The following is a 26,926-nucleotide window of genomic DNA, read 5'->3' on the forward strand; positions in this document are numbered from 1 at the left end:
TAGCGGCTTTCCAACCGGTTTTTTACAGCCGTTTCTTCTGATTTTTTTACGACGAAGTTTTTTTTGTAACCCAAAGAACTGGTCGTGATAAAATCCAAAAATCTCTAATTCAAAGTGGATCTAAATTAAGGACCCGGTCACTACATCATTCGTTGAGGAACGAGAATCTGCATTAGAGCCTATACGAATCAAACAAACTTTAATCTTTTTTCCCTTGCAGGGTGAAAAAATTATTAAGGGTGAAGCTCCAGCACCGGAACCTGAAGCTATTTGGCAAAATATCCAGCTCATCAATTCTCTTGAAGATGAAACGCTAGACTCAGACTCACCTTTCAATAAGGAAACCTCAATATGTGCGGGTATTGCAGTCTTATTTATAAACCCTGAATGTAAAGAGTGGATAGACTCAGAACCTGATAAAAAAGAATGGTGCATAGAATATCTAAAAGACATTCTAACAACACCTCCAGAAGATAATATTGGATTATTATTCAGTACGTATACGCTTGGATGGGATAATTTTGCCTGTCAGGCATTTGCTACTCTTTGGATAGAAGACAAATCACCGGATATAGGAACAGCTATCGCTTACTTTGCTAGTTTACATAGGGCTCAAATAACTAAAGAGGTATTTTACACACTTTCCAAACATAGAAAAACTTTGGGCGATGACTTTACCAAGCTTCAAAATTTTATCTTTATTGCCTCCGTTCTTAAATGGCGATACTCAATACTTCGAAACTTTAATCAAGTAAGCTTTGACTTCAACTCTGCCATAAGGCAAGAAATGTTGTTATTTATCGAAGATAAAGTTCCCCCTATTCTACCTGCCAATTGGCATAATTTCATCCAGAATTTACATGATAGGTTTGCGCAGTCTTATCTACCAGTAGAAGCCCAAAGGCAAGACGAAAGCACCTTTACGTACACTGATGAACCACCCACATCAGAACAGGAGATTCCTCTACTACGTAATCCCGGCATAGATATGGTAATGATTCAAGCCGCATTCTCTTGGCTACCATCCTTGCGTGAAGCCGTTACCCCCACAGAAAGAGAAAACTGGATTGTATTTTGGTCTCAAGCCTTAAGATGTATACTAGGAGCCCTCCCTGAGGAAGAGGACGACAACTATAATAAGATACGCACCCCATATGAAACTGATAATTGGATCCTTACTCGATGCGCTCGCATACTCTATGAGTTAGACTCAAATACAGCGGAAACTTTCTGGAAACCAATTCTTGAATTAGGCTCATGCAGGAAGTATTGGATTGAGCATTTTTTGCGGGAGTTCTTCCTCAACTATCCTAGTGCTATTGCAGACAAGAAGAATTTTTCTACCATCTGGCAAAAAATAATCGAGTTTGGTTTTTCCTCACCTATTTGGCAAAAGCAACAGTGGCATAAGTCTGATTTTTGCCACTGCTGGGCCTACTTTTTAGGCATAGACTCATCACTCTATCTACAAGAGTTTGATCCTGCACTGATAGCCAACATGAAACCTTACTATGAAAGATGGGCTAAAGATTTTCTTGTCTATGATACCTCTGTGCAAGAGTTTTGTTCCTTTCTACAGAAACCTTACGCCTTTGAGCTAATAAACGACTCTCTTATTTGGTTATGGAACTTCAGAGGTGATAGTCATGGGTTTTCCGATAAATATTTGCGCCCAAATGTAACTTCACTTATAGCCCATTGTTTTAATAGTCATTTCCAAATAATAAAAAAAGACCCGAATGCTTATCAGGCCTTTATAAAAATATTGAACAATTTAGCAGAGAGCCAGGAAAGTATTGCTCTTGAGATACTTGACAGATTGTCTACATAATCTGAGTAACTCCAATTATCAACAATGAGACCGTAACCCGCATTGTCCAAAAACATAACTGATATAAGGCACATAAAGAGAGATGTTGAATCACCGGCTTTGAATGAGTGGAGCCCATAAAATTCATGCGTTTAATAAAGACTTTCGAGTCTAAGCTTTTGATTTAAAAAGGATACCAATCATTTCTTGCTCTTCAATCAAATAGGTTCGAAACTCGTCCAGAAAGATCCACCATTCTCTCCCAAAGGTTTCAGAGCTTTACCGAGTGAGACGGAAATAGATTGTGGGACACTGATGGGACACCCCATATCAATACATATCAATTTTGCCCATCATGGAATCTTACCGTTTTATAAACAATGAAAAATCCCCCTATTTTATTTAAAATCCCCCAACCCAACCATATTAGTGCTGAGCCCTTGGAAATAAGTTTACCTCCAGGTCAAACCTTGTTTCTGCTTGGAGCAAACGGAACTGGGAAGTCAAGTTTGCTGTTTGAGTTTTTTCGTCAACTTCCAGAAGATGAGAGGGAAGGCGACAAGTTTAAGTTTTTACTTGGACATAGGCAGCAAATTTTTAAAGAAAACTCTGATCTTAACCCTGCAACTGCATCAAGCCGTTCTCATGAAATGAAATATTATCTTCAATCAGATGAAACCAGACATTTTGATTATATCTCAGCCGAGAGGCCCAAAATAGCAATCCACAATCTTTTGAAATTAGAATCACACTATGCTTTCTCTATCTCAAATGCGGTTCAGTCAAATGACACAGGGAAAACTGAACTGCTAAAAAAACAACTGTCGCCTACCGTCTTAATCTCGAATATCCTAAAATCTGCTGGCCTTACTATATCTCTCGAAGCTGTAGATAATGAAACAATACAGGCACATAGAAAAGATGGTGCGCCCTATAATATTGCTAAACTCTCCGATGGGGAAAGAAGTGCGCTTTTGCTATGTGCAGAAGTTTTAGTTGCAAGGGAGGGTTCTATCATTTTTATTGACGAACCCGAACGACACCTCCATAAATCCATTAACTTACCCTTAATGAAGGAGCTAATTTCTCAACGACCTGATTGCTCTTTTATCATTTCGACTCATGATATTAATTTACCTCTCAGCTCCCCAGGCTCTACAACCATAGCATTAAGGAGTTACCAATTCGCAGAATCCCAACAATCAAACTGGACTGCTGCGCTTATCGAACCTCATACAGAAGTCCCTGAAGATATTAGAGCCGATATTTTGGGCTCCCGAGAAAAAATACTCTTTATTGAAGGAAATACTTCCAGCCTTGACCAGCCTTTATATTCGATCCTCTTTCTAGAGTGTACAATTATTCCCAAAAACAGCTGCAACGAAGTCCAACAAGCTATCCAAGGCATTAGAAGTACCCAAGCCAATCATTGGGTAAAGGCTTGGGGAATAATTGATCATGATGGACGTACTATTGCAGACATAGAAAAACTAAAAGCCAAGGGATTATTTCCTTTACCTTTATATTCAATTGAGTCTGTTTATTTTCACCCTGGAATTATTGATTATATTGCTCAAGAGCAATCAGAGACACTAAAAAAACCAGCTTCAGAAATAGCATCACTAGCAGAGAGTAAAGCCCTGGAAAAGGCTATACATAGTAAAGACACACTAATTCAAAACATCGTCGAAAAGAAAACAAAAGAACAAATTTTGAAGCAGATCCCTAACAAAGCCACACTGTCAAAAGAAAAAAAGATAGAATTTTCGATTAATGTCCCCGAGCTCTTTGCCGAAGAAGAGGGTGCTTTCAAAACAATTATTGGCAATAAAAATTGGGAAGAGCTTATTAAAAGATATCCTGTTAAAGCAACTGGAGCACCAAACATTATAGCCAGCACACTTGGATTCTCCAAGGTGGAACACTATCAGAATAAAGTGATAGCTCTTCTCAAACGCTCCAAAGAAGCGCGTCATTTTTTACTCTCTTTGTTTCCTGAACTCATTGAAGCCATTAATCAATAACAACTGTTATTACCCAGACAACCCTCACAGAGTATACTCGTTCAAAAACACCAGAATAATTATTTGATACTGTGAAGGTCGCTGGATCGAGTCGACTAAAGCTATTAGGCTTTGCTCAAAAGCTTTTTATTTTGCGTGGACACACTGTAAATTTCTCATCAAGGTAAGTAAACGCTAGATTTTTCTGGTCTGCTTACTTAAGAGATTATAAAGGTAAAAACTATAATTAATTAACGGGTGTAACTCTCAACTGATCTTTGGGATTTATAATGGACAAAGCCGGAAATTAAACCAATTCTACAGCGAGAGAGTAGAGGGTGGTGAGAAATTCACGAAATGGGCGTTCAAACCGTGATTTTTTACGGATTGGCTGAAAAACGAAACTCGAGCGTGAAAAAGCTTAACGATGGTTTTGGTTTCTGTTAGAATGTGCAGACTTTGGAACCGGTATGCCTAGCTTCCGCTGACTTTAACGATTCCAAGACCTCGGCAAAGTCCAGTTTGGCGCTGCGCCCTCAATAGTGCCTATCTAGGGGGAGTCGGCGCCCAAACCCTCAGGAAATAGTCAAGACAAAGAAAGAGCAACAAAAAGATGAACCGCACGCATGATTTATGCTGGATGATCGGCGGCCCACAAGGAACCGGGGTTGATTCCTCCGCCACCTTGTTTGGCCGCGCAGCCGCAGCCGCTGGCTACTGGATTTACGGTCGCCGCGAATACCACTCCAACATCAAAGGTGAACATAGTTACTTCCAGGTTCGGGTTAAAAACGAGCCGGTATACTCTCACACCGACCCCGTTCACTTGCTGGCCACCTTTGAAAACTCCACCGCAGAACTTCATGCCTTTGAAGTGGTGGACAATGGCGCCTTCATCTACGATCCCAAAGTAACCGATCCGACCAAACTGGACTTGAAACCGGGCGTGTTGCTGTTCCCTATTCCTTTTGAGCAGATTTTAGAAGAAATTGCCCAGGCCACTGGCAAAACGCCTACCAGCTTGGCGATTATCAAAAACACCGTTGCCGTTGCCGCCTCCATGGCCCTGTGCCAGGTTGAAATCGGCGCCATTGAAGAGGCGCTGACTGGTATTTTCACCGGCAGCAAAGCCAAGCTGGTAGCGCTGAACATGCAAGCGGCCACCAAGGCTTATGAAGTCATGAAAAACAACCCGGATACCGAAAAATTCAACTACGTTCTGGAAAAACCGGCCAACCCACCCGCCAAAGGCTCCCGCTACATCCTGAACGCAGCCACCGCAACCGGCCTGGCTAAACTGAAGGCGGGTTGCCGTCTGCAAACCTATTACTCCATCACCCCGGCGGTGGATGAGTGCATTTACCTGGAAGATCTGTCTGAATACGGCCTGCCGGTGGTTCAGTGCGAAGACGAAATCGCTGCCATTAACATGGCCATTGGTGGTGGTACCACTGGTGTTCGCGCTTCCACTTCAACTTCTGGCCCCGGGATGGATTTGATGGCTGAAGGCCTGGGCTGGGCGGGCATCAACGAAGTGCCTGTGGTTATGTTCAACTACATGCGGGGCGGCCCCTCTACCGGATTGCCCACCCGTCACGAGCAGACCGACATGCTGGCCTGCCTCTTCAGCGGTCACGGCGAGTACCCCAAAATTGTGGTTTGCCCCGGAGATGCCAAAGAGCAGTTCTTTGACACCTTCAAAGCCTTCAACTACGCGGATCGTTACCAGACCCCGGTTACTTTTATCAGTGACAAGTTGCTGGCCAACAACACCGTGTGCTTCCCCAAGTTCGACGACAGCAACATGAAAGTTGACTTGGGCCTGATGGCAGGCAAAGATGCCACCTTCGATGAAAACAACGTGGAAGCGGCCTTGGCCAAATTCCCCCGTTTCAAAATCACAGAAGACGGCATTTCTCCTCGTGCCTTGCCCGGTATGCCCGGTCATATCTACTGGATGACGGGCGATGAGCACTGCGAATACGGCCACATTACCGAAGATCCAATCATCCGGATTCCCATGCAGGAAAAACGGATGAAAAAGCTGGATCTGGCCCTGAAAGAAATTCTGCCAGAAGACCAACTGATGGTTCACAATCCCAGTGGCGCCAGCAACCCGCCAATAACCATTGTTAGCTGGGGTTCTACCAAGGGCGTGGTTCTGGACAGCATTAAGGAGCTGAAAGAAAAGCACAATCTGGATGTTAACTTCATTCAGATTCGCCTGTTAAGCCCATTCCCGGTTGAAGCCTTCAAAAAAGCCATGGCCAACGTTAAACGGGCCGTGGTGGTTGAAAGCAGCTTCGGCGGCCAAATCACCCAGTTGATCACTATGCGTACCGGCATCCAGATTGAGCACGAAGTGCTGAAGTGGAGCGGTCGTCCGATCTCTGAAACCGAACTGGTTGCCGCCATTCAAGAAATTAACGAGAAACAGTCCAGAAAGGTGGTCTTGTCCTATGGTCTCTAGTCCCACCCCCTTGAAAACGCCACTAAAAGGCGCTCAGCTCAAAAGCGACGTCCATTCCGAATGGTGCCCCGGTTGTGGCGACTTCGGGATCACCAACTCCATTCAGCAAGCCATCGCTGGTCTGGGAATGAAGCCCTGGGAAACCTTCATCGTGTCCGGTGTGGGTTGCTCCGGTAAAGTCCCTCACTACATTCATACCTACGGGATGCACACCTTGCATGGTCGCTCTCTGGCTTTCGCCCAGGGCGCCAAGCTGGCCAACCCCAACCTGAACATCATTGCCGCCGGTGGTGATGGCGACGGCTACGGTATTGGCGTAGGCCACTTTGTTCACGCCGGACGTCGGAACATGGACATGACCTACATCGTATTCAACAACGAAGTCTATGGTTTGACCAAAGGGCAAGCTTCCCCTACCCTGGCTCAGGGCGCTCAACCGAAATCTCTGGCCCTGCCCAACCCCACCACGGCGATCAACCCGGTCACCCTGGCCTTGGCTTGCGGCTATACCTTTATTGCCAGAAGTTACGCCTTTGACGCCAAGCACCTGAAAGAAACCATCATGAAGGCTGTGCAGCACAAAGGCATGGCGTTGATTGATGTACTACAACCTTGCCCCACCTACAACAACCTGCACACGAAGGATTACTTCGCTGAAATGGTGGATGTGGGCGGCAGCCAGATGCCTCGTGTGTACTATCTGGAAAATGATGGTTACGACGGCAAGGTGAAAAACGGCAACGACATTCACGAAATCAACGAAAAGCAGGCCCAGTGCTTCGAACGGGCTCACCGTGTTGAAGATCGGGTTGCGTTGGGTGTTTACTATCAGGTGGAACGTCCTACTTTCCAGGATATCCTGCAAAAGAACATTCCCCTGCTAAACGAATTCACCCCGGTACAACTGCCCTACTACGACCCCAAGACCATGATCGCCAACACCGATCTGGCCAAGGCGGCAGCGGAATTCGTTATTTAAAAAAACGCATTACGCTAAACTATAAAAAGCCCTGCCAGCAATGGCGGGGCTTTTTGTCAAAATGGCCCGCACCAAAGCAGAATGGATCGTTTTCATGCAATTGTTCATCATCATTACGATTCAGGATTTTAAACAAGCTTTTAAAAAGGAGTGTCCATTATGGGCGTTAATTTCTCCAATGTAAGCGGTGCCGTGAAACGGGCCGTTAGCTCAAAAGCGCGTGAAGCGCATAAAGCGGAACAACAACAGGTTCAAGAACGAATCGCACAAGCCAGAGCAAGTATAAAAGCTCGCAGAGCCAATGAAAACCAGCAAGCCACTGCGTTGTTCAATCAAATTAAAGATGAAGTGGATCTGGAACAAGCTGTTAAATTGAAAAACTCACTGCCCAGCGTACCGACGCATCGGGTAGGCGCAAACGTGCCTAACCGCCGCAATAACGGGTAATACCAAGCAATCCGTTGGGGTTGTTGGGCCTCATCAGGAGCATCCTTGCGAATGGCCGCAGTTATCGCAACGATAACAGGCCCCATCTCGCAAAGTAAGGCTGCCGCATTGGCTACAGGGCGGGGCATCTCCCATCAGGTGCATCAACTGGTTGGCGCGAGCATCCCGAAAAGCACCCTTGGCGCCGGATGCGACACCTTTGGGGTCATCCATGGTTTCCGCTTGTTGAGCCTGAAGCCGCTGTTGAATGCGCTCAGCGGCTTCACCGGTGGGAGCTATCTGGGCCAGATCCGTTCGCCCTAGGTATTCCAGCCCCAAAATGCGAATCATCAAATCAACCACAGAGGTGCAATGCCGGATATGGGGGTGATCGCTCAACCCGGCAGGCCCAAAGCTGGTAAAGGCAAAGGCATTTAAAAAGGTTTCCAGCGGTACGCCGGCCTGTAAGGCCACCGACATGGAGAACGCCAGACATTGCAGCAACGGCAGGGTGATTTCATCGTTAAACGTGCCGTCCACCTCAATTGCCGCCAAGGCGTGATTTGAAAACGCTTTGCTGGTTAATTGCAGGGTTTGTGCCCCCATCGAAACCTTCACCAACAGGTCATCGCTAAGCGGTGGGCTGCTTTGGACTTCATCAGCCGGTTGCTGAGTGCCGCTTAAGGGCTGGGAAAACTTGGAGCCATCCCGGTACAAAGCGATGCCTTTTAGCCCTCGCTGCCAGGCGTCTACATAAATGGCCTCAATCTCTTCGACCGTGGCGGTATGCGGCAAGTTTACGGTTTTGGAAATAGCCCCAGACAAGAAGGGCTGAGCCGCCGCCATCATGCGGACATGGGCGAAAGGTTCAATATAGCGTTTTCCCTCACCCGAAGGGCTGGCGCAATCGAACACCGGGTAATGATCCGCCTGAAGGCAAGGGGCGCCTTCCACGGTGCTGGTGCGGTCAATGTGTTGCAGTATGGCTTCTATCTCGGCTGGAGGGTAGCCCAAGGTTTTCAAGGCCAAAGGCACACACTGATTGACGATTTTAAAATAACCGCCCCCGGCCAGTTTTTTCCACTTAATGAGCGCAAAATCCGGCTCAATGCCGGTGGTGTCACAATCCATCAGCAAGCCAATGGTACCGGTAGGGGCTAACACGGTGGCCTGAGCGTTTCGATACCCATATTGCATCCCCAGAGCCAATGCCTCGGCCCACACCTGCTGAGCCTCCGCCACCAGCGCTTCAAACCCGCAGGGCTGATTGGCCAAAACGCTGACCGCCTGTTGATGCTTAGTCAAAACTGCCAGCATGGGAGAACGGTTGGCCTCAAACCCGGCAAAAGGGCCTAAACGGGCAGCCAACTCCGCAGATGTGCGGTAGGCCTCACCGGTCATCAAGGCGGTAATAGCCCCGGTTAGGGCGTAACTTTGGGGGCTATCGTAAGGAATGCCATTGACCATTAACAAAGCGCCCAGATTGGCATAACCCAAACCCAAGGGGCGAAAGGCGTGGCTGTTTTCAGCAATGCGTTCGGTGGGATAGGAGGCCAAACCCACTAAAATTTCCTGAGCCGTGAAAAAAATACGGCAAGCTTGGCGAAACGCTGTAGTATCCAAGTGGCCAGTCGCATCCCGAAACTTTAACAGGTTGAGGGAGGCCAGATTACAGGCCGTGTCATCCAGAAAATGAAATTCCGAGCAAGGATTGGAGCCACGAATGGGCCCACTGTGCGGGCAGGTGTGCCATGCGTTAATCACATCATCAAACTGAACGCCGGGATCCGCGCAAGCCCAGGCGCATTCGGCAATTTGGCGCATTAAAGCCCGAGCCTGAAAAGTGTCGCAAACCTCTCCCGTGGTGCGATAGGTGGTTTGCCAGGGTTGATCATGCAGATAAGCCTGCATAAAGCGCTCACTCAGGCGAACCGAATTATTGGAATTTTGCCCGGAAACCGTATGGTAGGCTTCTCCGTTAAAATCACTGGAGTATCCAGCCTGAATCAGGGCCTGAACCTTGCGTTCCTCCTGATGCTTCCAGTGGATAAACGCCACAATTTCGGGGTGATCCATATCCAGACACACCATTTTGGCCGCCCGGCGGGTGGTTCCACCAGACTTGGTAGCCCCCGCCCCCCGATCCAGCACCTCCAGAAAGGACATGAGTCCTGAGGAGTAGCCGCCGCCTGATAGCTTTTCTTGTCGGCCCCGAATGCGGGAAAAGTTGGTGCCGGTGCCAGAGCCGTATTTGAACAGGCGGGCCTCGGTTTTCATCAACTCAAACAGGCCCATCAAGTCATCATCTACCGATTGAATAAAGCAGGCCGAACATTGGGGATGTTCATAGGCCGTGCGGACCTGCTCAATTTGGCGGGTTTCCGCACTCCAGAACCAGTGACCACCGCTGCCCTCAATACCATAGTCATGCCAAAGCCCGCAATTAAACCAAACCGGAGAGTTAAAAGCCCCCATCTGGTTCAGCAACAAATGGGCCAGCTCCATTTCAAAGGTTTCAGCGTCTTCAGCGGTGGCAAACAAGGCCAGCGCTTGACCCTGGGTTCGAATGGTGCGGGTAATACGAGAAATAACCTGCTTCACGCTTTTTTCGGAACCCGTTTCAGGCACACCCGATTTACGGAAATACTTGGAGGTCATAATATCGGTGGCCAATTGAGACCAGGCGGCAGGCACCTCGACATCCGCCATTTCAAAAATCACGGAACCATCCGGGTCGGTAATGCAGGATTTGCGATGCTCAAAAGGGACCGCTTCAAATGGATGCAAGCCAGGTTGGGTAAACAGCCGGTTAAATTTTAGGCCACCGGCCAAATAGGGGGTTGATTCATTGGTACTGGAAGCCATGCCTGCCGTTCCCTCATGTTCCGCCGCCCAGCGGTTTACCTCGATTTCATTCCCGTTTCATTTCAGTGCGTATGGATGTTGTTTGTATCGGCTTTTATTGAATGCCACTGAATACTGCTTAAAAGATTTTGGCATATTCGTTCAGGTAGTTGCTCAAGGCCTGTAAAAACGTGGTTAGGGTCATAATCATAACCGCAATGCCAATAGAAGGCTTTAAGGCGAAACTGAGCTGGAATACAGGCATTTGCTGGGCGGTTCGGTTCATGATGCCCAGCATTAAATCCACCGCCATGGTCACTACCATGACCGGCGAAACCAGTTGCACCCCAATGAGCAAAATATTGCCCGAAACCAGAATCAGGTAATCCAGACTAATGGTTTGTACCAGCGGTTGCTGCATGGCATAGAGCGGAAACACGTCAAAACTGCGCTTCAGGGCGCTTAACATCCAATGCACCCCACCTAAATCAATAAACAGCAAAATGGTAATGTTGTTAAACAGGGTTTCCAGCAACATGGCCTGTTTGCCGCTGGAGGGGTCCATAATCATGGCCGAAGATAAGCCAATCTGGTTGTTCATAATGTTTCCGGCGGCATAGGCGGCCTGTAAAATCATATCGGCGATAAAGCCCAGCAAAGCGCCCACCACAATATTCAATAACAACTGAATGAGGTAAGGCGGGTATTGTCCCGCAGGCGACAAGGGGCCGATCGGATCGGGCGGCACCATCCAGGCCAGCGCCCCGGTGAAAAACACCGCCGCACTGATTTTAATAAGAATGGGTATATTTTTACGATTAAAAATAGGCCCGGTGGTGGCAAAGGCCAGCATGCGAAAAAACATGAGCAGAACGCCATCGGCCACAGGCCCCAATTGCTTGTACATCAGGGCAAAGGATTCCATTGCGGGATCAAAGTGCATCCGGTAAATCCTAGCGATTCTTGTCGTTTTGCAGAGTCATTTTTTCGGGAATGCTCAGGGCGCCATCTTTATTGCGGCCTTGGCGCACTTTCAAGCTGGCCCCAGCCGCCCCTTCACTGGTTGGAATTTCCCATTGGGCGGCATATTCCCGAAACTTGTCGCTCTTCATACCTTCCCGAGCCTGAAGATCAAAAAACTTTTTGGCCCGAGCCTGACTGGCCGTTTGATGACGGGAACTGGGCATAATGAAAATGCCATCCTCAGGCACATCGTTAAACGCAATTTGCATGGCTTCTCGCACGTAATCGGACATCAGATTCATCATCAACCCACCGCCCAGCAACAGCACGGCAAACACACCCACAATTTTGGGAGCGGCGGCAATGGTTTGTTCCTGAACCTGGGTGACCGCCTGTAAAATTCCCACCACCAGCCCAATGGCGGCAGCCGTCAGTACGCACGGCAACGACATCAGCAGGCTCAGCATCAAGCCACGCCCCAAATGTTCCAGCAATATGTCCATCCAAAACCGTCCTCACTTGTTGGGCAAGCCCGTGGCCCTAGTTAAAGCTTTGTACCAGCCCGTTCACAATCAGGCTCCAGCCATCCACCGCCACAAAAATCAGGATTTTAAAGGGCAGGGAAATAATGGTGGGCGATAACATCATCATCCCCAGCGCCAGCAAAATGTTGGCCACCACCAGATCGATCACAATGAAGGGAATGAAGATAATGAACCCGATTTCAAAGGCGGTGCGCAACTCACTAATCATAAAGGCGGGGGCCACCTCCCATAAGGTCAAATCCTTGGCCGATTCCGGCGGTTTACTTCGAGACAGTTGCAGGAAAAAGGCCACATCGGATTGGCGGGTCTGGCGCATCATAAAATTTTTGAGTGGCTCCGAGCCAGTGACCATCAGTTGAACCACCGACCCATTTTTTTTCATCACCGGTTCAATTTTGCTGTAGATATCGCCGAATACGGGCGACATGGTGTACATGGTTAACACCAGCGACATGCCCACCAACACAATGGAGGGCGGCACTTGCTGGGTTCCCAGTGCTGTCTTTAATATTGATAAAACAATCATATAACGCAAAAAACTGGTCATGCTGACCACGGCAAATGGAATCAGCGACAGCGAGGCCATCAGGATGATTAGCTGGAGGGCCGGATCCAGCTTCCCGAACATCAGATCCACGGCAAGTCTTTCCTTTCTTTCAAATTGAGCGGTGCGCCTGTTTCAACAGGAAGGCGTGTTCACCTGCCTACCTCATGCGAGATGACACCAGCCATTGCACACTTTTGACAAAGCGAGCGCCAAAGGTGTCCGGCTTTCGCCCTGAATGAACGTGCGTGGGCTGCTGCAAGGCGTACCAAGGCTCTAAACGGGGTGTTTCCTGAACCACCGGAATTTCAGACATTTCGGGCGGCTCGCTAAACTCCGGCTCCAGCTGGGACAACAGGGTGGTGTCATCACCAGAGGCAGCAAGCAAAAAGCGTTCATGCCCGGCCCGAACCACATACAAATTTTTCCGGGGCTCCAGCGGCAGGATAGATTCAATTTCCAAAACCGGGCGCTGGGAATTGTTATTTTTGGCGGCACCGGATAAAAACCCGCCAGAAGAGCGCCGGGCATACCAGTAAGCCCCGTAAATCAAGGCCACCGCCCCCAGGGTGTACAAAACAAAGCTACCCAGATAATGCCATAAAGCACCCGTGTGATTTAACATAAAACCATTCCTCTGCTTGAAACTGATTTCACCATTACCAGTCCTCTTCCTCGCCGCCTTCTCCGGTTTCGTCGAAGTCCTCGTTCAGGAAGTTATCCAGACTCATTTCCTCCTCAGCAGGGGCCATTTCCTGAGCGGGAGGGTTTTCAGCCGCTGGCGGGACCACATTAACCGGCTGACTAGGGCGGGCCTGCGAAGACAGCAACGCCATCGTTCCCAATTCAGCAGGCTCGCCCTCTTCGGGAATAACCTGACTGACACGCACCCCAAACTTATCGCCCACAATAATCAACTCGCCATAAGCCAGGGTCTTGCCCTCTATATGCAAGCTAACCCGGTTATGCACCAGGTCGCCCATTTCAATGACCAAGCCCTCGCTCATTTGCTTGATTTGCTTGAGGGGCAGCTTAATCGGCTCAAATTCTGCGCCCACATCAATCATCAGGTTATCCCATAATTTTTGACGGGCCAAGCCGCCCGGACTGGGGGTATCCATCTCGTCAAACTCCTGTTGGTAGGGAAGGGTAATGGCCTCGGGGTCTCGGATTTCCACGGTAAACGGAAAATGCTCGCCCGAATCCGGGGCAATTAAAGCCATCGTGGAAATATGGCTGTCATCCAGCACAATGATATCTTCCGGCTCCAAATGATCCAAATCAGCCAGCGCCACTCGAGTGCCGCCCAAATAAATGCGAGCGGGCGCTTGTATATGAAAAAAGAATTCATCGGGAACCGCAGGCCATTGAGACTCGGCTTCTGACCCCACGGTACACTGCAAGGCGTTTGCAGGCAGGCTCAACACAATTTTCCCCACCTCCAACCCCTCTAAAAATCGAATGGCCTCGGCCGGATCCATAATGGATTCCAAGTTCAGGGCAGGTTCTTCCAAGGCCACCACCCACACCAGTTGCAATAATTGGTTTTTGCTTTTGGGGGCAGGCTTTTTAACCCATTCCTTTTGAACCAGCTCCTTTTTAAAAGTACCCAGCAAATCCCGGCTGAATTCATTCAAAATAGTGGCTTCCAAGGGGCTTAGTTGCCGAAAGCTAAAGTCGGACTGGCTGGTGGGCCTTGGTCCTAAAACCCGAGTGAGCAAGGTGGCGCATAACGATTCGGACAAGCGCAGCAAAGCCATGGCCGGCGTTTTGGCCGAATCAGTCATTTTTTCCAGCTGTAACTGAGACACATGAAAGTCATCCATGCGCCAAAAGTAGTGCGCTTTATCGCTAATGCCCAAAAACACCACCTTCATAGGTACCCCCCAGAACTGGGACAGTACTTCAGACAGGCTGGCGGTTACCAGCGCGCAAGTTTGCACCATGCCTTGCCATTGCACAGACCCCATCGAGCCTGAGGCTGACGGGGATTGACTACCGGAAACTCCGGCTTGACGGTTATCCACGCTCATATCCATACGCTTTAAAACCAATCGGGGCTTTCTTCCACCTTGTTGCAGCAACAGCATACCGAATTACGCCGGGAGGGGCATCCATCCAGTGGTCTACGGAAATGCCCGTGTGTATTGGTCAAAGGGTGGGTGACCCACCGGGGTTGTTGTAGAATGGTATCCGAATCCACGGAGAAATCCACTTCAGCGCCCCGGACCGTCTCTCATGTTGATCGGGTTTTGTGTTGGTGCTATAAGTTGAACTCAATAGATTTATCGATTTTTATCGAACCCATATTTAGTGTGTCCCCTCAACCGTAAGAAGGTATTACATCTTGCCTAGAATTAAATCCGCCAAGAAACGTGTTGATGTTGCAGAACGCAACCGCCAGCGTAACATTGCTTTGAAATCCGCCATTAAAACCGCTTTGAAAAAAGCGTTGAACGGCGAATCCACCGCCCGTGAAGAAGGCTTGAAACAAGCTTACAGCTTGATGGATCGTGCCGTATTAAAAGGCATTATGCACAAGAACACCGCTGCCCGCTACAAATCCAAAATTGCCGTAGCACTCAACAAAGCAGCCGTGGCCTAGTTTTTTTAAACACAACCTCACAGTTTTAAAAGCCTCTCGTTCTCACGAGGGGCTTTTAAGTTGGCAGTAGCGCCAAGGCCGCTTCTGTCACCGTTGGCACACTGATTTGCTTCATGCAGGCCAAGTGCGCCTCGCCCGTGTAGGGGCATTCCGGCAACTCACAAGGCCAGCAGGCCAAAGCATCGGGCGGCGTTAGCAAAACAGCCGGGCCATGCGCCAGGGGGCCGGTACGGGCCAAAGCCGTTGGCCCGTAAATACCCAACACGGAAATCCCCACCGCAGCCGCCAGATGCATGGGGCCAGTATCACCCCCCACCACCAAGTCACACTGGGCAAGCAAGGCCGCCGTACCCGAAATATCATGCTGGCCGCAGTGGTTTTCAACCCGATCTGCGCCGGTACCCAAGGCGGCACCAAGTTGCTCCGCCAACACGGATTCATCGGGGCCGCCAATCAATAAAAGTTTTAGGGTGGGTTGCTCAGTAAGCAAAGCTTGCATCAACGCTACATAATAGGCTGGCAACCAGGCCCGGTTAGATCGCTTGGCCCCTACGCCGGGAATGATGGCCACCCAGCGCTCCCCCTCAGGCTTTACCGGGCCATCCCCTGAATCCAAAACGGTTTTCTTCAAGACAGGCAACAGCGATTGAGGAACCGATAGGCCCAATACCTTTTGAAAAGGCTGAAAAAAGTCCTGCGCCGCATGACGACGGGCCTGAATTCTTTGGGCTGCCCCTTTGGTGGCCAGCTTTTGCTTGCGATATACCGCCGCATTCACCGGCCATAACAGCCCGGTGATTAGCAAAGACTTGAAGGAGGGATGCAGATTGACCACATCCGTAATGCCAATCTGTCGCCAGCGCCAAGCCAGCTTAAACAAGGCCAGCCAGCCCTGCTTTTTTTCCCAGGTCCACACCTGATCCACCCCCGGCAACAGACCTGCCAAAGCCGTATAACCGGAACTGGTAAGCAAGTGAACCTCCATATCCGGGTAGGCAAGCTTAACCGCCTCTAGAGAGGGGGAAGCATGAATCAAATCGCCCAACGCCCCAAAGCGAATAACCAACAAGCGCCGCTTCATACCGAAAACCCTTGAGCGGTTAAGGTTTGCTTCACCACGCCCAAAATAATCTCGGGGGTCAACTGGGTCATGCAGGCATGGGTTTGAATGGGACAGTGACGCTCAAAGCAAGGCTGACAAGAAAGCGCCGTGGAAAGCACCGTATGATCTACGCCAACGGGGCCGGTTCTGCCGGGGGCAGTGGGGCCATAAAGGCCAATAATAGTGGGTCCGTTCACTGCGTCCGCCACATGCAGCGGGGCGCTATCCAGCCCAATCAGCAGGCAAGTGCGGGGGAACAACGCGTACAAGTCGGGCCAATCGGTTTGCCCCACCCAATTGGCCAAGCGATCCGGGTTGGCATTGGCCACCATCTCATCGGCATCAGCCCGATTGGAAGGAGCGCCCAGCATCAGCACCCGCACCTTCAGCTTCAGTAATTCCGGCACTAGGGTTTGCCAGTAATTCAAAGGCCAATGCTTGCTGGGCCAGCGGGTAAACGGGGCCAGCACCACTAAGGGCCACTCCGGGTGAGCCAAGCCCGCCAATAAATCCTCTACTTTTTGGGCCGTTAAGGGTTGAACCGGGGACAACACAAACTCGGGGGGTTCCACCGGGCAACCAATGGCACGGGCAAAACCCAAATAGCTTTGCACCGCCGGGGTATGTGCGTCCCGAATGCTCATAGGGGGCAAATGCCGGTTATAAAGCAAATCCGCAAACTCCCGGGTGGCTTTAAAGCCATAGCGAATGGGAATGTTGGATAACACCGGCCATAAGGCGCTCTTCAAAAGACCTTGCACATCAAAGCTGATATGATAGCCCGCCTCCTGAATCTCACCGATAAACGACTGAACTTCCCGCCACACCAGCAGCCATTGGGCCGGATTTTGGATTAATTTCATCCAGCGTTTGCGATCCACCACATGCAAGCGATCGATCAAAGGATGATCTTCAAGCAAAGGGGCGGCAGAGGCCTCAACCAGCCAACCGATAAAGGCATCGGGCTTATGGCGCTTAATGCTGGCCAACAGGGGCAGGGTGTGCATCACATCGCCGTGCGCACTTAAGCGCACTATCAAGATACGAGCGGAAGGATCTGGATTAGAAACGGAAGGTTGGGGGTATTTCATCGGATAAGCGCTTGCTTGCGGACCAGTGTTAACAATGTAACTTATAATGAAAGCAAGGGTCAAAAAAGTAAATTAGCGGGATCATCCCATTGGACTGGCTGCAAATCAACTCTCAATCCACCATAGTGGCCGTTTTAATAGCGGTTGTCTCCAGCATTGTGTTTATCATCGTGATTCGTAGCGCAAAGGGTAAACCACTAATCTCCAATTCCAGCCACCTGAAAGACGTGGCCACGGGGCAACCGGAAGTGGCCCCCAAAGAATCGCTCAGCTTTATTGATCACTTGAACCGGGGCAATACCCTCCTTAGCCAGTATAAATACAACGAAGCCCTTCGCCACTTTAAGGAAGCCCTGAAACTGAAGCCCGACGAGCCTTCGGTTCACTTTAAAATCGGCAGGCTATTTGTACAAAAAGACGATCTCAAAAGCGCCTTGAGCGCCTTTAAAACCACCCTGAACCTGAACCCCAACCAGGTAGAGGCCCATTATGAAATTGCCCGCCTTTACCAGCAGCTGCACCAACTGGATCAAGCCCATGCGGCGCTCTCTAACGCATTAAAAATCAATCCTGCCCATGAAGAGTCTCTGAAACTGAAGATTAAACTACTGGAGCAAACCCGCCACTATCAACAGGCCTTGCCCGCTATTCAGAAATTAATTGAAACCTCTCGATCTCCCTTAAAATACAGGGACCTGAAAGCCGATTTTTTAATGCAACTGGGCAACTACCCGGAAGCCATTGCAGAACTTGAAAGCCTGATTGCGCTAAACCCCAGCGGCCGTTCACAGTATCAGGGCAAAATTGGGCAAGCTTACTTTGACCAAAATCAATATGGCAAAGCCATTGAGCATTTCAAACTGGTGCTGAAGGAACAGGACTCAAACACGGACCCTGACTATATCCAATCGGTCAAAAGCCAGATGGGAGCGGCGCTTTGTAATGAAGGCGTCAAGCGCTACGAAATGGGAGACGCCGCCGGGGCCATTCAGCGTTACCAGGAAGCCCTGCTTTACGATGGCGGCAATGCCGATATTCACTTCAATATGGGCAAAGCATTCAGCCAAACGCAAGAATCCAGCAAGGCCATCAGCCACTTTGAGCAAGCCTTGAGCATGAACCCCAAAGATGCCAGCTGCTACTATGAACTGGCCGTTTTGCAGGATGAAAAAGGCATGATCAAAGAAGCGGTGTCTCATTACGAAAAAGTGATTGAGCTGGACCCCGGTAACGCCAAAGCTTATTTTGGCTTGGGTACCTTGCATGGGGTGGAGGGCGAACTGGCTCAATCTATCCAGATGCTCAGCAACGCCATTCGCATTAACCCAAACTATACCGATGCCTTTTACAATCTGGCCGTGGCGCTGGAGCGCAAAAAAGAAGTGAACAAGGCCATTAAAATGTATAAAAAAGTACTAAGCCTGGATAAAAACCACGATAAAGCCAAAAGTAATCTGGCCCATATTCAGCACACCAAGCAATCATCCTTTTAAAAAGCGCTACGGTTAAAAGGGTTTATAGCTGGGCTTTGAGCGGAAAAACCGGTTAAAGGCTGAAAACCGTTGACCGGTTGAAAAGACCGCTGAAAAGGCATAGACGGCGCAACAGCTGGGGTGGTGGCACTGGAGATGGCAGCAGCTTGTTGTTTGTCATACTGCCGCTTGTTCCACCAGCCGTTAAAGGCCATGGGCGCCCAGCCAATGGCGCCAATCATCAAGGCGAAACTCACCATATCCGCGGGTAAACGATGCACTTTGGCAAAATGCTTAAGGGCGCCTTTTGCTTGCCCCTGAAGATTTTTAGCAATCTCCAGTACTTCTCTAGAGCCATTTTCACAACCGTTTTTGGCACAGTGCTCCAAAATATCCACAATGTCCTGCTGGGCCTGATCGAAGGATTTATAAACCGTTTTCGCCTTGTCAATCGGCAGCTTTTCGGCAAGCTGCTTTTCGGCAGGAGTTCCTTTTTCGGGCAATTTGTATTTTTCAGGACTAAATTCATCCACAAACTGGGCCACTTCCCGTTTCAGGGTTTTCAGGGTGTTGGCATAATCGGCTTTTTTGGCGGGATTCAGGGCGTGGTATTTTTCAGTCAACCCGTCATCTTTTAAGGCATTAATGGCATTTTTCAAGCCATTGCCATTTCCTTCTTTCACCAATTGCCACAAGGCTTTGGGTGTATCAATCTCGTAATTCCGAAAATCAGAATAACTCAATACCCCGCCACCGTCCTTCACCAGATTGACCCCTTTAACCTGCTGAACGAAACGACTAATGCCATTCACCACCGGCGACAACGCAAACACAAACAGGGTAATGGCGGTCACATCGCGGCGCAACACATCGCCCATTTCCCGGTAATCGTTATTTTCCTTGCCACGCTGATAAGCCCGGTACAAACGGGGCCCCACCGTGCCGGGATACAACAGCAACAGCAAGGGCAACTTGGGGGGTTCTGCCAGTAATGTTTTAAACTTGCCCACCGATACATTGGTGAAACTTGAAAAATCGGAAGTCAGCTGATTTTTGACAAAACCCGCAACCGCTCCCCCCACCTTGGGCTTCAGCCAAGCTTCTGCTTTTTGGGGCAATTGGTAAGTATTACGGGCTGCCTGATATCCCCAGGGATTCTCGCCACCACCAAAACGCACTTGAGTCATGCCTGACCGCCTTCTGCCCGTTTGCCCTGAAACAAGGGGTGGGGCGCAGGAACTGAAGAGCCGAAAGGCAGTTGAGCTGCTTGACTTGCTAAAGGCTGCATAAGCCCGTTTCCGCTGAGACTGGACGGTGGACGGACTGGAACCTGATTGGCAAAACGCGAAAAAGCCGGTTGTGAGCCAAAAGGCAAACCGGCTTGAGGTGAAAAAGGATGATTGGGAGTACGACCAGACACAGCGTTATTGTTCTTTTTAGCGGCATCTTCCGTCAACAGACGGGTTGCCTGATAAGTACCATGATTTTGCGCCCAAAAGGCCAGCTTAACCAGATAAGCGGCGGTCAGCACGGTAACCCCACCGCCAAACAGCCATTTGTTGCGGGTCAGCTCTTTCATGGTTTTTTCAGTGGCTTCCGCAATGTTGGTATGGCCTGCTTTTTCAAAGTTATCCCATACTTTATTCAGATACCCGCCCACACGGCTCACATCATTTTGCACTTGGGCAAAATTGATTTGGCTGACCAGCTTCTTGGCATCGGCCAACCCTTCTTTGGCCACCCCTTCACTTGAACTGGCCGCTTTGCTTTTTGCCTTCTCTAAAGCATCCGGCTGATAAGAAACCCAGGCCTTGCCACGGTTGTTCAAGGGCTTGGTGTCACGAATCACGCCATGTTCTAAATGATACTCGTTAATTCTCTCCTCGCGGTTGAACCACCAAATGTCGCGATCCAGTTTTTGGCGACTTGCGGTTACAGATGCCGGATCTTTCTCCCGGTTAAAAGCGTGTTTAGCGTTCGAGGCCAACCGCTCCAAACCCGGCTTTTGGGCATGCTCAACCGATGACTTCACTTCACTCTCTATCCACTCGGAAATTGATGCGGCGTGTTTTTTGGAAAATTCGGTATCCGCAAACACCTTTTTCAAGTACGTTTGGGCGTCTTTAATAAATTCTTCTTTCTGGCCCTTGGCATAGGTTTTACCTTTTAAATGCTCTGTCAGGTGCGTTTTCAGGCCCAGGCCCAACCCTTCAATAGCGGGGGCGGATAACTCGGTGGCCGGATTCGCCATGGCCCGGTTCAACATAAACGCCAAGGCGGGTACGGCCAATAAACCGGGACCCGTGGCAATTTCCCGCTTGGTGCCTTCAAAAAAGTTAACCCAGTTCAAACCCTTACAGTTGCCACTTACCCAAGCCTTCACCTGCTCGTTAAAGGGCTTGTCCTTCGTCTGGGGGTCCTGCATGGGATCATACGGTTTCTTGCCCTCTTGCAGCGATGTCCACACCCGAGGCAGCCACATAGCCACCATATCCTGAGCCAAAAAGCCCCACAAAAAAACCTCGGTAATATTCTGGAAGGTACCCACCGACCCATTCAGCAAAGTCTGTTTAACCCCCCCGCCAAACTTCACGGCAGTGGCAGGCAAAGCTGGGTACGACTCTGGCTTCCGGTTCCCGGCTTTGGGCCGAGCGGAAGGAGAAACGTAATTGGGAGGCTGTGGGCCTCGATGTCCAACCGTTTGAGTCATCGTTGAGAATTACACATCCACTTGCTAAAAACACATACTGAAATATCCGAGGTGACTCTATAAAGGGGGGTCAACATGATCTGGTGCTAACTTATTAAGAAACGTAAAGCATTGTTTTTAAACCCCAACAAACCGGGCGAAATTGAGAATTCACAGGGAATCTTGCCCCTCCGCCCGTAACACTTATTAACAAACTAACACTCGGTTCCTTGCCCGGTTTTAATACAAGCGGATAGTTTTCCCATGGAACCAACCTCTGACTGATGGTGATGGAAGCAAACAAAACATCGTATTATCCCAAGCCTTGCACTCAGCCCAGAAAAACCGTTCAGCAAGCCGCTCCCAAATTTTCAGGGGCGCTGGATAGTTTTTCCAGCCTGATTGGCATCATTGATAGCAATCGGCACCTGGAGCTGATGGCTTCAGACGGGATTGGCATGATTTTGCCCAGAACCGCCATGGCCTACAATAAACGGGGACCGGATGATGGCCGGGAAACCTTTCTAAGAGAGTTTTCGGGACTGATTGGCAACGTGTTAATTACCGGCTGGTTCGGCTGGGGCATGCTCAAATTGCTGGGCAACCGGGTCAATGCCTATAATCCGCATGGGCTGGCTCTGGATGCTCATATCAATGCCGTGAACATGGATGCTTTTAACCAACTTTATGAGAAGGCGTTAAAAGAATCAGACAATGCGAATGAGGCCAGAAGCAAGTTTGTTGAAAAAGTGTTGGGCGGCCTGAACTCAGACAATCCCCAGTTTATGTGGAAAGCCCAACAGGGCGCATTTGATAAACTGAACCTTAATAGCCCCGAAGCGCCTAAAATTATGCTGAAAACCCTAAGCCAGGTGGTGGGGGAAGAAAACGCCAAGGCCATGCTTGAAGACGTTAAAGACCAACCGTTTGAACAGCAACTTAAAATTTTGGGTAGCAAACTGGATCAGCAGAACGGGAAGCTCTCTGAAGAGGCATTGGGCAAGCTGGCCCAAATGTTTCAGCCCAAAAACACCCTTGCGGGAAGCGATCTCAGCCCCGATGCGGGGACCTTGACCCTGGATAAAGAAGCGGAAGCCCGAATTAAGCATTGGGAAAAATCCAAGGCCCACGGAGAAGCACACCAAAAACTGAAAAACCCAGCCTTTCGGCAAAACGAAAAACTCAAGGCCCGTCTGGATATTTACAAGGATTCCAAGCGCGCTACCGAAGCGTTTTTAGAGCTGGTGGATAAAACGGCGCTCTATCACGGGGTAACCGGCACCGTGCATATCAACGATGGCAAGCAGACCCTGGCCTCGGGCCAGAGCCGAAAAAACGTATTGCGAGAACTCAAATACTATCTGGAGCATTTTGTGGACCGGGCCAGCCACGAAACTCAGGAAACCGCTCACACCGCCAAAGAACAACTGCTGCGTATTGAGGAAAAACTGTTCAAGCAGGCCAAAGGCGGCGTTATGGCCCACATTTTGCCCAAAGCTGAAGACGGCCTGATTAGCGCCGCCATTAAGCAAAAACACGCCTTAACCTGGGTGCCTATTACGCTGGCCATTGGCACAGCCGGTTTATTTACCTTTTATAACCAGTACATTACCGCCCAAAAGCACGGTGGAAAAATGTTCTTCCCCGGCGAGGTGAGTCCGACCGCCAATCCGCAGGGCCTCAAAACCGAACCCCTCGGTACTCAGCAACAAAACCTTCCGCTTAACAGAAATTTCCAGCCCTTCAGTGGTTTTCAGCAAGGTCGCTCCACCAATGGAGGGATTATGGCATGATGCAACCACCCAGCCTCCTAACCTCACCATTGGCCAGGACCAAATCAGGGACGTTTCCCGCCCAATCAAAACCCGTGGTTCGCTTTGCCGCTGGAGAACAACCGCCCGCGCCTAAAAAACTGGCCCCTCAGCTGGGTAAAGCCCTCAAGTATTTCGACTTCCGGGATGTGGGCTTGTCTCATGTGGCCCAAATTCAGTTGGTCTATGCCGCCTGCATTCTGTGGCGATTGGTAGCAGCCAACCAACGGCGCAAAGCCAGCCCCACCCAAAGCTGGAATGAAATCCGGGAAAGCCTGTTGCGAGATTCTGTGGGTTACGCCTTCTGGTTTTTCGGAACACCGACCCTGCAACGCCTCTATTTAAAAATGATTCCCAAGGATTACCAAAAGGCATTAATTCATACCAACCAGCAGCACCAGCCAGGGCCGTGGCAAAAAATAAAGCAGTGGAACCCCATTTCTCGTTATGCGGTACCCACCAGCGAACAGGTCAAAGATATGAAGGCTCAGGCATTGGCCCGCATTGAAGACGCCGGAATCAAAAAAAGCGATGAGGCCTTTCTAAAGGTAGAAGACTACTATAAAAAGCTAATGACTCACCGCAACGTGGCCACCGGCATTGGGTTGCTTTCTACCATTGGCTTGTTGGGCATTGGGATTAATTACCTCAACTTTTACCTGACCAACCGAAACGTAAAACAGCGAGAAATGGAATTGCTGAAGCCACCCTTCCCAGAACCGCCTCGCCTTCCTAAATTTCAACCCACCCCATCGCTGTCGGCCCCCGCATTTAATCAGCGCCCACCCCAATTCTCCAGCGGAAATGGCGGGTTGCCATTCTCTCCCCCGTTGCTGCCTAAGCCAGTGGGCTAAAGTAGCTACCGCCTAATGCCCAGCACCCGACTTGGGCTTACCGGACGATGATTGTTCCGGCGTCTTGCTCTGAAAAATCTTTTGAAACGGTACCACCATGGTTTCGCCAGTAAACAAGCCCGATAATTTTTCGCCCAACGGAATTTTTCGGGCCGAAGTACGATCCATGGAAACCTCATAAAGGCGGGCCAGCGTTTTTCTAAATTCTTCCGGGTTGGCGATTTTTTCCAGCTTGCCATCTTGTACCAGGGAAATGGAACCTGTTTCCTCGGAAATGACAATGCAACGGCTATCAGACATTTCAGTCAGCCCAATGGCCGCCCGATGCCGGGTACCGTACTGCCAGCTCAGCTTGGGGTCTTCGGTTAAAGGCAACAAAACACCGGCGGCCACCACCCGGTTGTTGGGGCCAATCAGTACCGCCCCATCGTGCAAGGGGGTGTTATGGTGAAAAATGGTGAGCATCAGCTCGGTACTCAGCTTGGCATCCAAAGGTGTCCCCATTTCCAGGTAATCACCACCATGGCTATTGGCCGATTCCAGCACAATCAGCGCCCCCCGCTTGGCCTTGCTTAAAAAGCGGACGGTTTCAGTCAATTCATGAATCAGATACTCGGCCTTGGACTCCTCGGGCGATTGAACCGTAGCACTACTGCCAAACAATTCGCCCTGCCCCAAAAACAAAAGCATTCGGCGCAATTCCGGCTGAAAGATGACAATTAAGCCGATAAACAAAATCTGGATGCTGGCGGCAAAAATATTTTCCAGCATGGGCATATGAAAAATATTGGCCAGCCACCACATGCCCACAAACAGCATCAGCATAATAAACAGCCCTTTTAACAGCTGTTCGGCATGGCTTTTGCGAATAAAGCGCACATAAACAAAGTAGATGATGCCCGTTAAAATGGCGATTTGAACCAGCAGGTTACCGGCCATCCAAAGGGCGTCCTGACGGGGTTCCCATTGCTGGATCATCCATTCCATCATCTTGCCTTGTCATTCCTGTCACTTCTTTTCCAAACCCGGCATAAAGCCTACCGTTTGGAACCTGCTCACCGGGACATCAACCTGACGGTATCACTTTGACGTGTTTACCCACAAACAGTTGATTGTATAGACGTAAAACACAGTGTACACACTTCATTTTCCGGCCAGATCAAGATTCTGAAAAACATCCACTTCCATTCTAACCGATGTTTAACCCAGTTGCCATTATCGATGGATGGCCAAATTCTCAAACGCAAAAAGCCAGCACCAAGGGAACCGGCTTTTTGAAGAATGATGCGGGATTTTATGGGTTAGTGGGCGGGCAAAACCGATGCGTCCGAACTTCTGCGAAGGTGCAAGGGGATTAAATCCTGCTGAATGATGGTGTCGTAGGTTTCCCGCTGTACCAGCACATGGGCCTTGCCAGCTTCTACCAACACAACGGCGGGCCGTGGAAAACGATTGTAGTTAGAAGCCATGCTGTAGTTATAGGCCCCGGTTCCAAACACCGCCAAAATATCGCCATTTTCCAAATGCGGCACCGGCAGGCCCTTAATCAAAATATCGCCCGATTCGCAGTATTTGCCCACAATAGTCACTGTTTCTTCCACCGGGGCGTTAATTTTGTTGGCCACCACAGCGGAATATTGGGCCTGATACAGCGCGGGGCGAATATTATCGCCCATGCCCCCGTCCACGGCCACATATTTACGCAAACCGGGTACATCTTTCATGCTGCCTACCGTGTACAGGGTTAGCCCAGCGGTTGCCACCATGCTGCGGCCCGGCTCCATTAACAGGCGAGGCAACGGGTAGTTCAGGCGCTTGGCGTAAGCGTTCAGTTTTTCGGCAATGCCTTGCACCGCAGCGGGAACCGCCGGGGGATCATCCTGCCCCATGTAAGTAACGCCCAAACCACCCCCCAGATCGATGTCTTCCATTACCAGGCCGTCGTATTGCTCCCGTACATTGTAGTAAATATTCATCATGATCTCGATGAGATCTTCATACGGCTTGGTTTCAAAGATTTGAGAACCAATATGGGCATGCAGCCCTTTTAAAGTAATGGTTTCCCGAAAGCCATCCTGAATCAGATCAATGGCGGCGGGCAACTGGCTTAAATCAAAGCCGAATTTGCTATCAATATGGCCGGTTTTAATATAGTCGTGGGTATGGCACTCAATGCCCGGCGTAATGCGCAGTAGCACATCCACTTTTTTGGCCTTACTGGCCGCTATTTTATGGATGAACTCCAGATCCTGAAAATTATCCACCGAAATGCGGCCCACCCCATGATGAATGGCCAGCTCCAGTTCCTGCGCCGTTTTGTTGTTGCCGTTAAACAGCACTCTATCTAACGGAAAGCCTGCCTGAATGGCCGTATACAGCTCCCCACCGGAAACCACATCCAGCCCCATGCCTTCCTGTTCCATCAGCTTCACCAGACCCATGCTCATATTGGCTTTGCAGGCATACAAGGGCAAACTGGCACCGGGGTACGCCTGAGCCAGCGTTTCTTTATACGCCTTGGCCGAAGCCCGAACCGTGGCCTCATCCAGCACGAACAAGGGGGTTCCGTGGGTTTGGGCCAACTCCACCAGGTTAACGCCGCCCACCAGGGGTTGACTGTTGTCATCCAGACTGTAGGTAATGGGCTTCATGGAAGTATTGGGCGCTGGGCGATCAAGGTCGCCGAGGAAAAACGAACTGCTCATGTCATATCCTTTA

21 protein-coding genes are annotated in these 26,926 nt (G+C 49.8%); 9 read left to right on the plus strand and 12 right to left on the minus strand.

Annotated features, from left to right (window positions below):
- Positions 1–214 precede the first annotated feature (214 nt).
- The 5 genes from ACEW81_RS10185 to ACEW81_RS10205 all read left to right on the plus strand — a co-directional run bounded on the left by ACEW81_RS10185 (position 215) and on the right by ACEW81_RS10205 (position 7,709).
- Complete coding sequence (locus ACEW81_RS10185; RefSeq protein ID WP_373532881.1) at positions 215–1,831, plus strand: hypothetical protein; 1,617 nt, start codon at positions 215–217, stop codon at positions 1,829–1,831.
- A gap of 359 nt (positions 1,832–2,190) precedes the next feature.
- A complete protein-coding gene (locus ACEW81_RS10190; protein WP_373532882.1) occupies positions 2,191–3,834 on the plus strand; it encodes an AAA family ATPase in 1,644 nt (547 codons plus the stop codon).
- Positions 3,835–4,426: 592 nt separating this feature from the next.
- Positions 4,427–6,283, plus strand: a complete 1,857-nt coding sequence (locus tag ACEW81_RS10195) for a 2-oxoacid:acceptor oxidoreductase subunit alpha (RefSeq protein WP_373532883.1) — start codon at positions 4,427–4,429, stop codon at positions 6,281–6,283.
- Positions 6,273–7,262: a thiamine pyrophosphate-dependent enzyme gene (locus ACEW81_RS10200; RefSeq protein WP_373532884.1), complete on the plus strand. Its 990-nt coding sequence runs from the start codon at positions 6,273–6,275 to the stop codon at positions 7,260–7,262. Before ACEW81_RS10195 ends, ACEW81_RS10200 begins: the two co-directional genes overlap by 11 nt.
- Before the next feature lie 159 nt (positions 7,263–7,421).
- Positions 7,422–7,709: a hypothetical protein gene (locus tag ACEW81_RS10205; RefSeq protein WP_373532885.1), complete on the plus strand. Its 288-nt coding sequence runs from the start codon at positions 7,422–7,424 to the stop codon at positions 7,707–7,709.
- Between the two features lie 33 nt (positions 7,710–7,742).
- On the opposite strand, the gene ACEW81_RS10210 is transcribed toward ACEW81_RS10205, so the two are convergent.
- The 6 genes from ACEW81_RS10210 to ACEW81_RS10235 all read right to left on the minus strand — a co-directional run bounded on the left by ACEW81_RS10210 (position 7,743) and on the right by ACEW81_RS10235 (position 14,617).
- Positions 7,743–10,553, minus strand: a complete 2,811-nt coding sequence (locus ACEW81_RS10210; protein WP_373532886.1) for a vitamin B12-dependent ribonucleotide reductase — start codon at positions 10,551–10,553, stop codon at positions 7,743–7,745.
- A 118-nt stretch (positions 10,554–10,671) separates the two neighbouring features.
- Positions 10,672–11,475, minus strand: coding sequence for a flagellar biosynthetic protein FliR (locus tag ACEW81_RS10215; RefSeq protein ID WP_373532887.1), 804 nt, complete (start codon positions 11,473–11,475; stop codon positions 10,672–10,674).
- A gap of 10 nt (positions 11,476–11,485) precedes the next feature.
- Positions 11,486–11,998, minus strand: a complete 513-nt coding sequence (locus ACEW81_RS10220; RefSeq protein ID WP_373532888.1) for a flagellar biosynthetic protein FliQ — start codon at positions 11,996–11,998, stop codon at positions 11,486–11,488.
- 37 nt (positions 11,999–12,035) lie between these two features.
- Positions 12,036–12,668 carry a flagellar type III secretion system pore protein FliP gene (gene fliP, locus ACEW81_RS10225; protein ID WP_373533018.1) on the minus strand — a complete coding sequence of 211 codons (633 nt, stop codon included), beginning with the start codon at positions 12,666–12,668 and terminating at the stop codon, positions 12,036–12,038.
- Positions 12,669–12,744: 76 nt separating this feature from the next.
- Complete coding sequence (locus ACEW81_RS10230; protein WP_373532889.1) at positions 12,745–13,209, minus strand: FliO/MopB family protein; 465 nt, start codon at positions 13,207–13,209, stop codon at positions 12,745–12,747.
- A gap of 34 nt (positions 13,210–13,243) precedes the next feature.
- On the minus strand, positions 13,244–14,617 hold the full coding sequence (locus ACEW81_RS10235; protein ID WP_373532890.1) for a FliM/FliN family flagellar motor switch protein: 1,374 nt from the start codon (positions 14,615–14,617) through the stop codon (positions 13,244–13,246).
- A 314-nt stretch (positions 14,618–14,931) separates the two neighbouring features.
- On the opposite strand from ACEW81_RS10235, the gene rpsT reads away from it, so the two are divergent.
- Positions 14,932–15,189: a 30S ribosomal protein S20 gene (gene rpsT, locus ACEW81_RS10240; protein WP_373532891.1), complete on the plus strand. Its 258-nt coding sequence runs from the start codon at positions 14,932–14,934 to the stop codon at positions 15,187–15,189.
- Between the two features lie 55 nt (positions 15,190–15,244).
- Here rpsT and ACEW81_RS10245 read toward each other — a convergent pair whose 3' ends face one another.
- Positions 15,245–16,270 carry a glycosyltransferase family 9 protein gene (locus ACEW81_RS10245; protein WP_373532892.1) on the minus strand — a complete coding sequence of 342 codons (1,026 nt, stop codon included), beginning with the start codon at positions 16,268–16,270 and terminating at the stop codon, positions 15,245–15,247.
- On the minus strand, positions 16,267–17,382 hold the full coding sequence (locus ACEW81_RS10250) for a glycosyltransferase family 9 protein (protein WP_373532893.1): 1,116 nt from the start codon (positions 17,380–17,382) through the stop codon (positions 16,267–16,269). The genes ACEW81_RS10245 and ACEW81_RS10250 overlap by 4 nt, the downstream gene beginning before the upstream one ends.
- A gap of 89 nt (positions 17,383–17,471) precedes the next feature.
- Here ACEW81_RS10250 and ACEW81_RS10255 point away from each other — a divergent pair, with 89 nt between their 5' ends.
- On the plus strand, positions 17,472–18,875 hold the full coding sequence (locus ACEW81_RS10255) for a tetratricopeptide repeat protein (RefSeq protein ID WP_373532894.1): 1,404 nt from the start codon (positions 17,472–17,474) through the stop codon (positions 18,873–18,875).
- Here the strand turns inward: ACEW81_RS10255 and ACEW81_RS10260 are convergent.
- Both ACEW81_RS10260 and ACEW81_RS10265 read right to left on the minus strand, forming a co-directional pair.
- Positions 18,872–20,041, minus strand: a complete 1,170-nt coding sequence (locus ACEW81_RS10260; protein WP_373532895.1) for a hypothetical protein — start codon at positions 20,039–20,041, stop codon at positions 18,872–18,874. The genes ACEW81_RS10255 and ACEW81_RS10260 overlap by 4 nt on opposite strands.
- Entirely contained in the window at positions 20,038–21,564 is a 1,527-nt protein-coding gene (locus ACEW81_RS10265; RefSeq protein WP_373532896.1) for a hypothetical protein, read from the minus strand. Before ACEW81_RS10265 ends, ACEW81_RS10260 begins: the two co-directional genes overlap by 4 nt.
- A gap of 263 nt (positions 21,565–21,827) precedes the next feature.
- On the opposite strand from ACEW81_RS10265, the gene ACEW81_RS10270 reads away from it, so the two are divergent.
- On the plus strand, positions 21,828–23,336 hold the full coding sequence (locus tag ACEW81_RS10270) for a YdgA family protein (RefSeq protein ID WP_373532897.1): 1,509 nt from the start codon (positions 21,828–21,830) through the stop codon (positions 23,334–23,336).
- Entirely contained in the window at positions 23,333–24,208 is an 876-nt protein-coding gene (locus ACEW81_RS10275) for a hypothetical protein (protein ID WP_373532898.1), read from the plus strand. The genes ACEW81_RS10270 and ACEW81_RS10275 overlap by 4 nt, the downstream gene beginning before the upstream one ends.
- A gap of 12 nt (positions 24,209–24,220) precedes the next feature.
- Here ACEW81_RS10275 and cdaA read toward each other — a convergent pair whose 3' ends face one another.
- Both cdaA and lysA read right to left on the minus strand, forming a co-directional pair.
- Positions 24,221–25,198, minus strand: coding sequence for a diadenylate cyclase CdaA (gene cdaA / locus ACEW81_RS10280; protein ID WP_373532899.1), 978 nt, complete (start codon positions 25,196–25,198; stop codon positions 24,221–24,223).
- Between the two features lie 311 nt (positions 25,199–25,509).
- A complete protein-coding gene (lysA, locus tag ACEW81_RS10285; RefSeq protein ID WP_373532900.1) occupies positions 25,510–26,913 on the minus strand; it encodes a diaminopimelate decarboxylase in 1,404 nt (467 codons plus the stop codon).
- Positions 26,914–26,926 lie beyond the last annotated feature (13 nt).

The organism is Vampirovibrio sp., from assembly GCF_041737375.1.
Classification (GTDB): Bacteria; Cyanobacteriota; Vampirovibrionia; order Vampirovibrionales; family Vampirovibrionaceae; genus Vampirovibrio.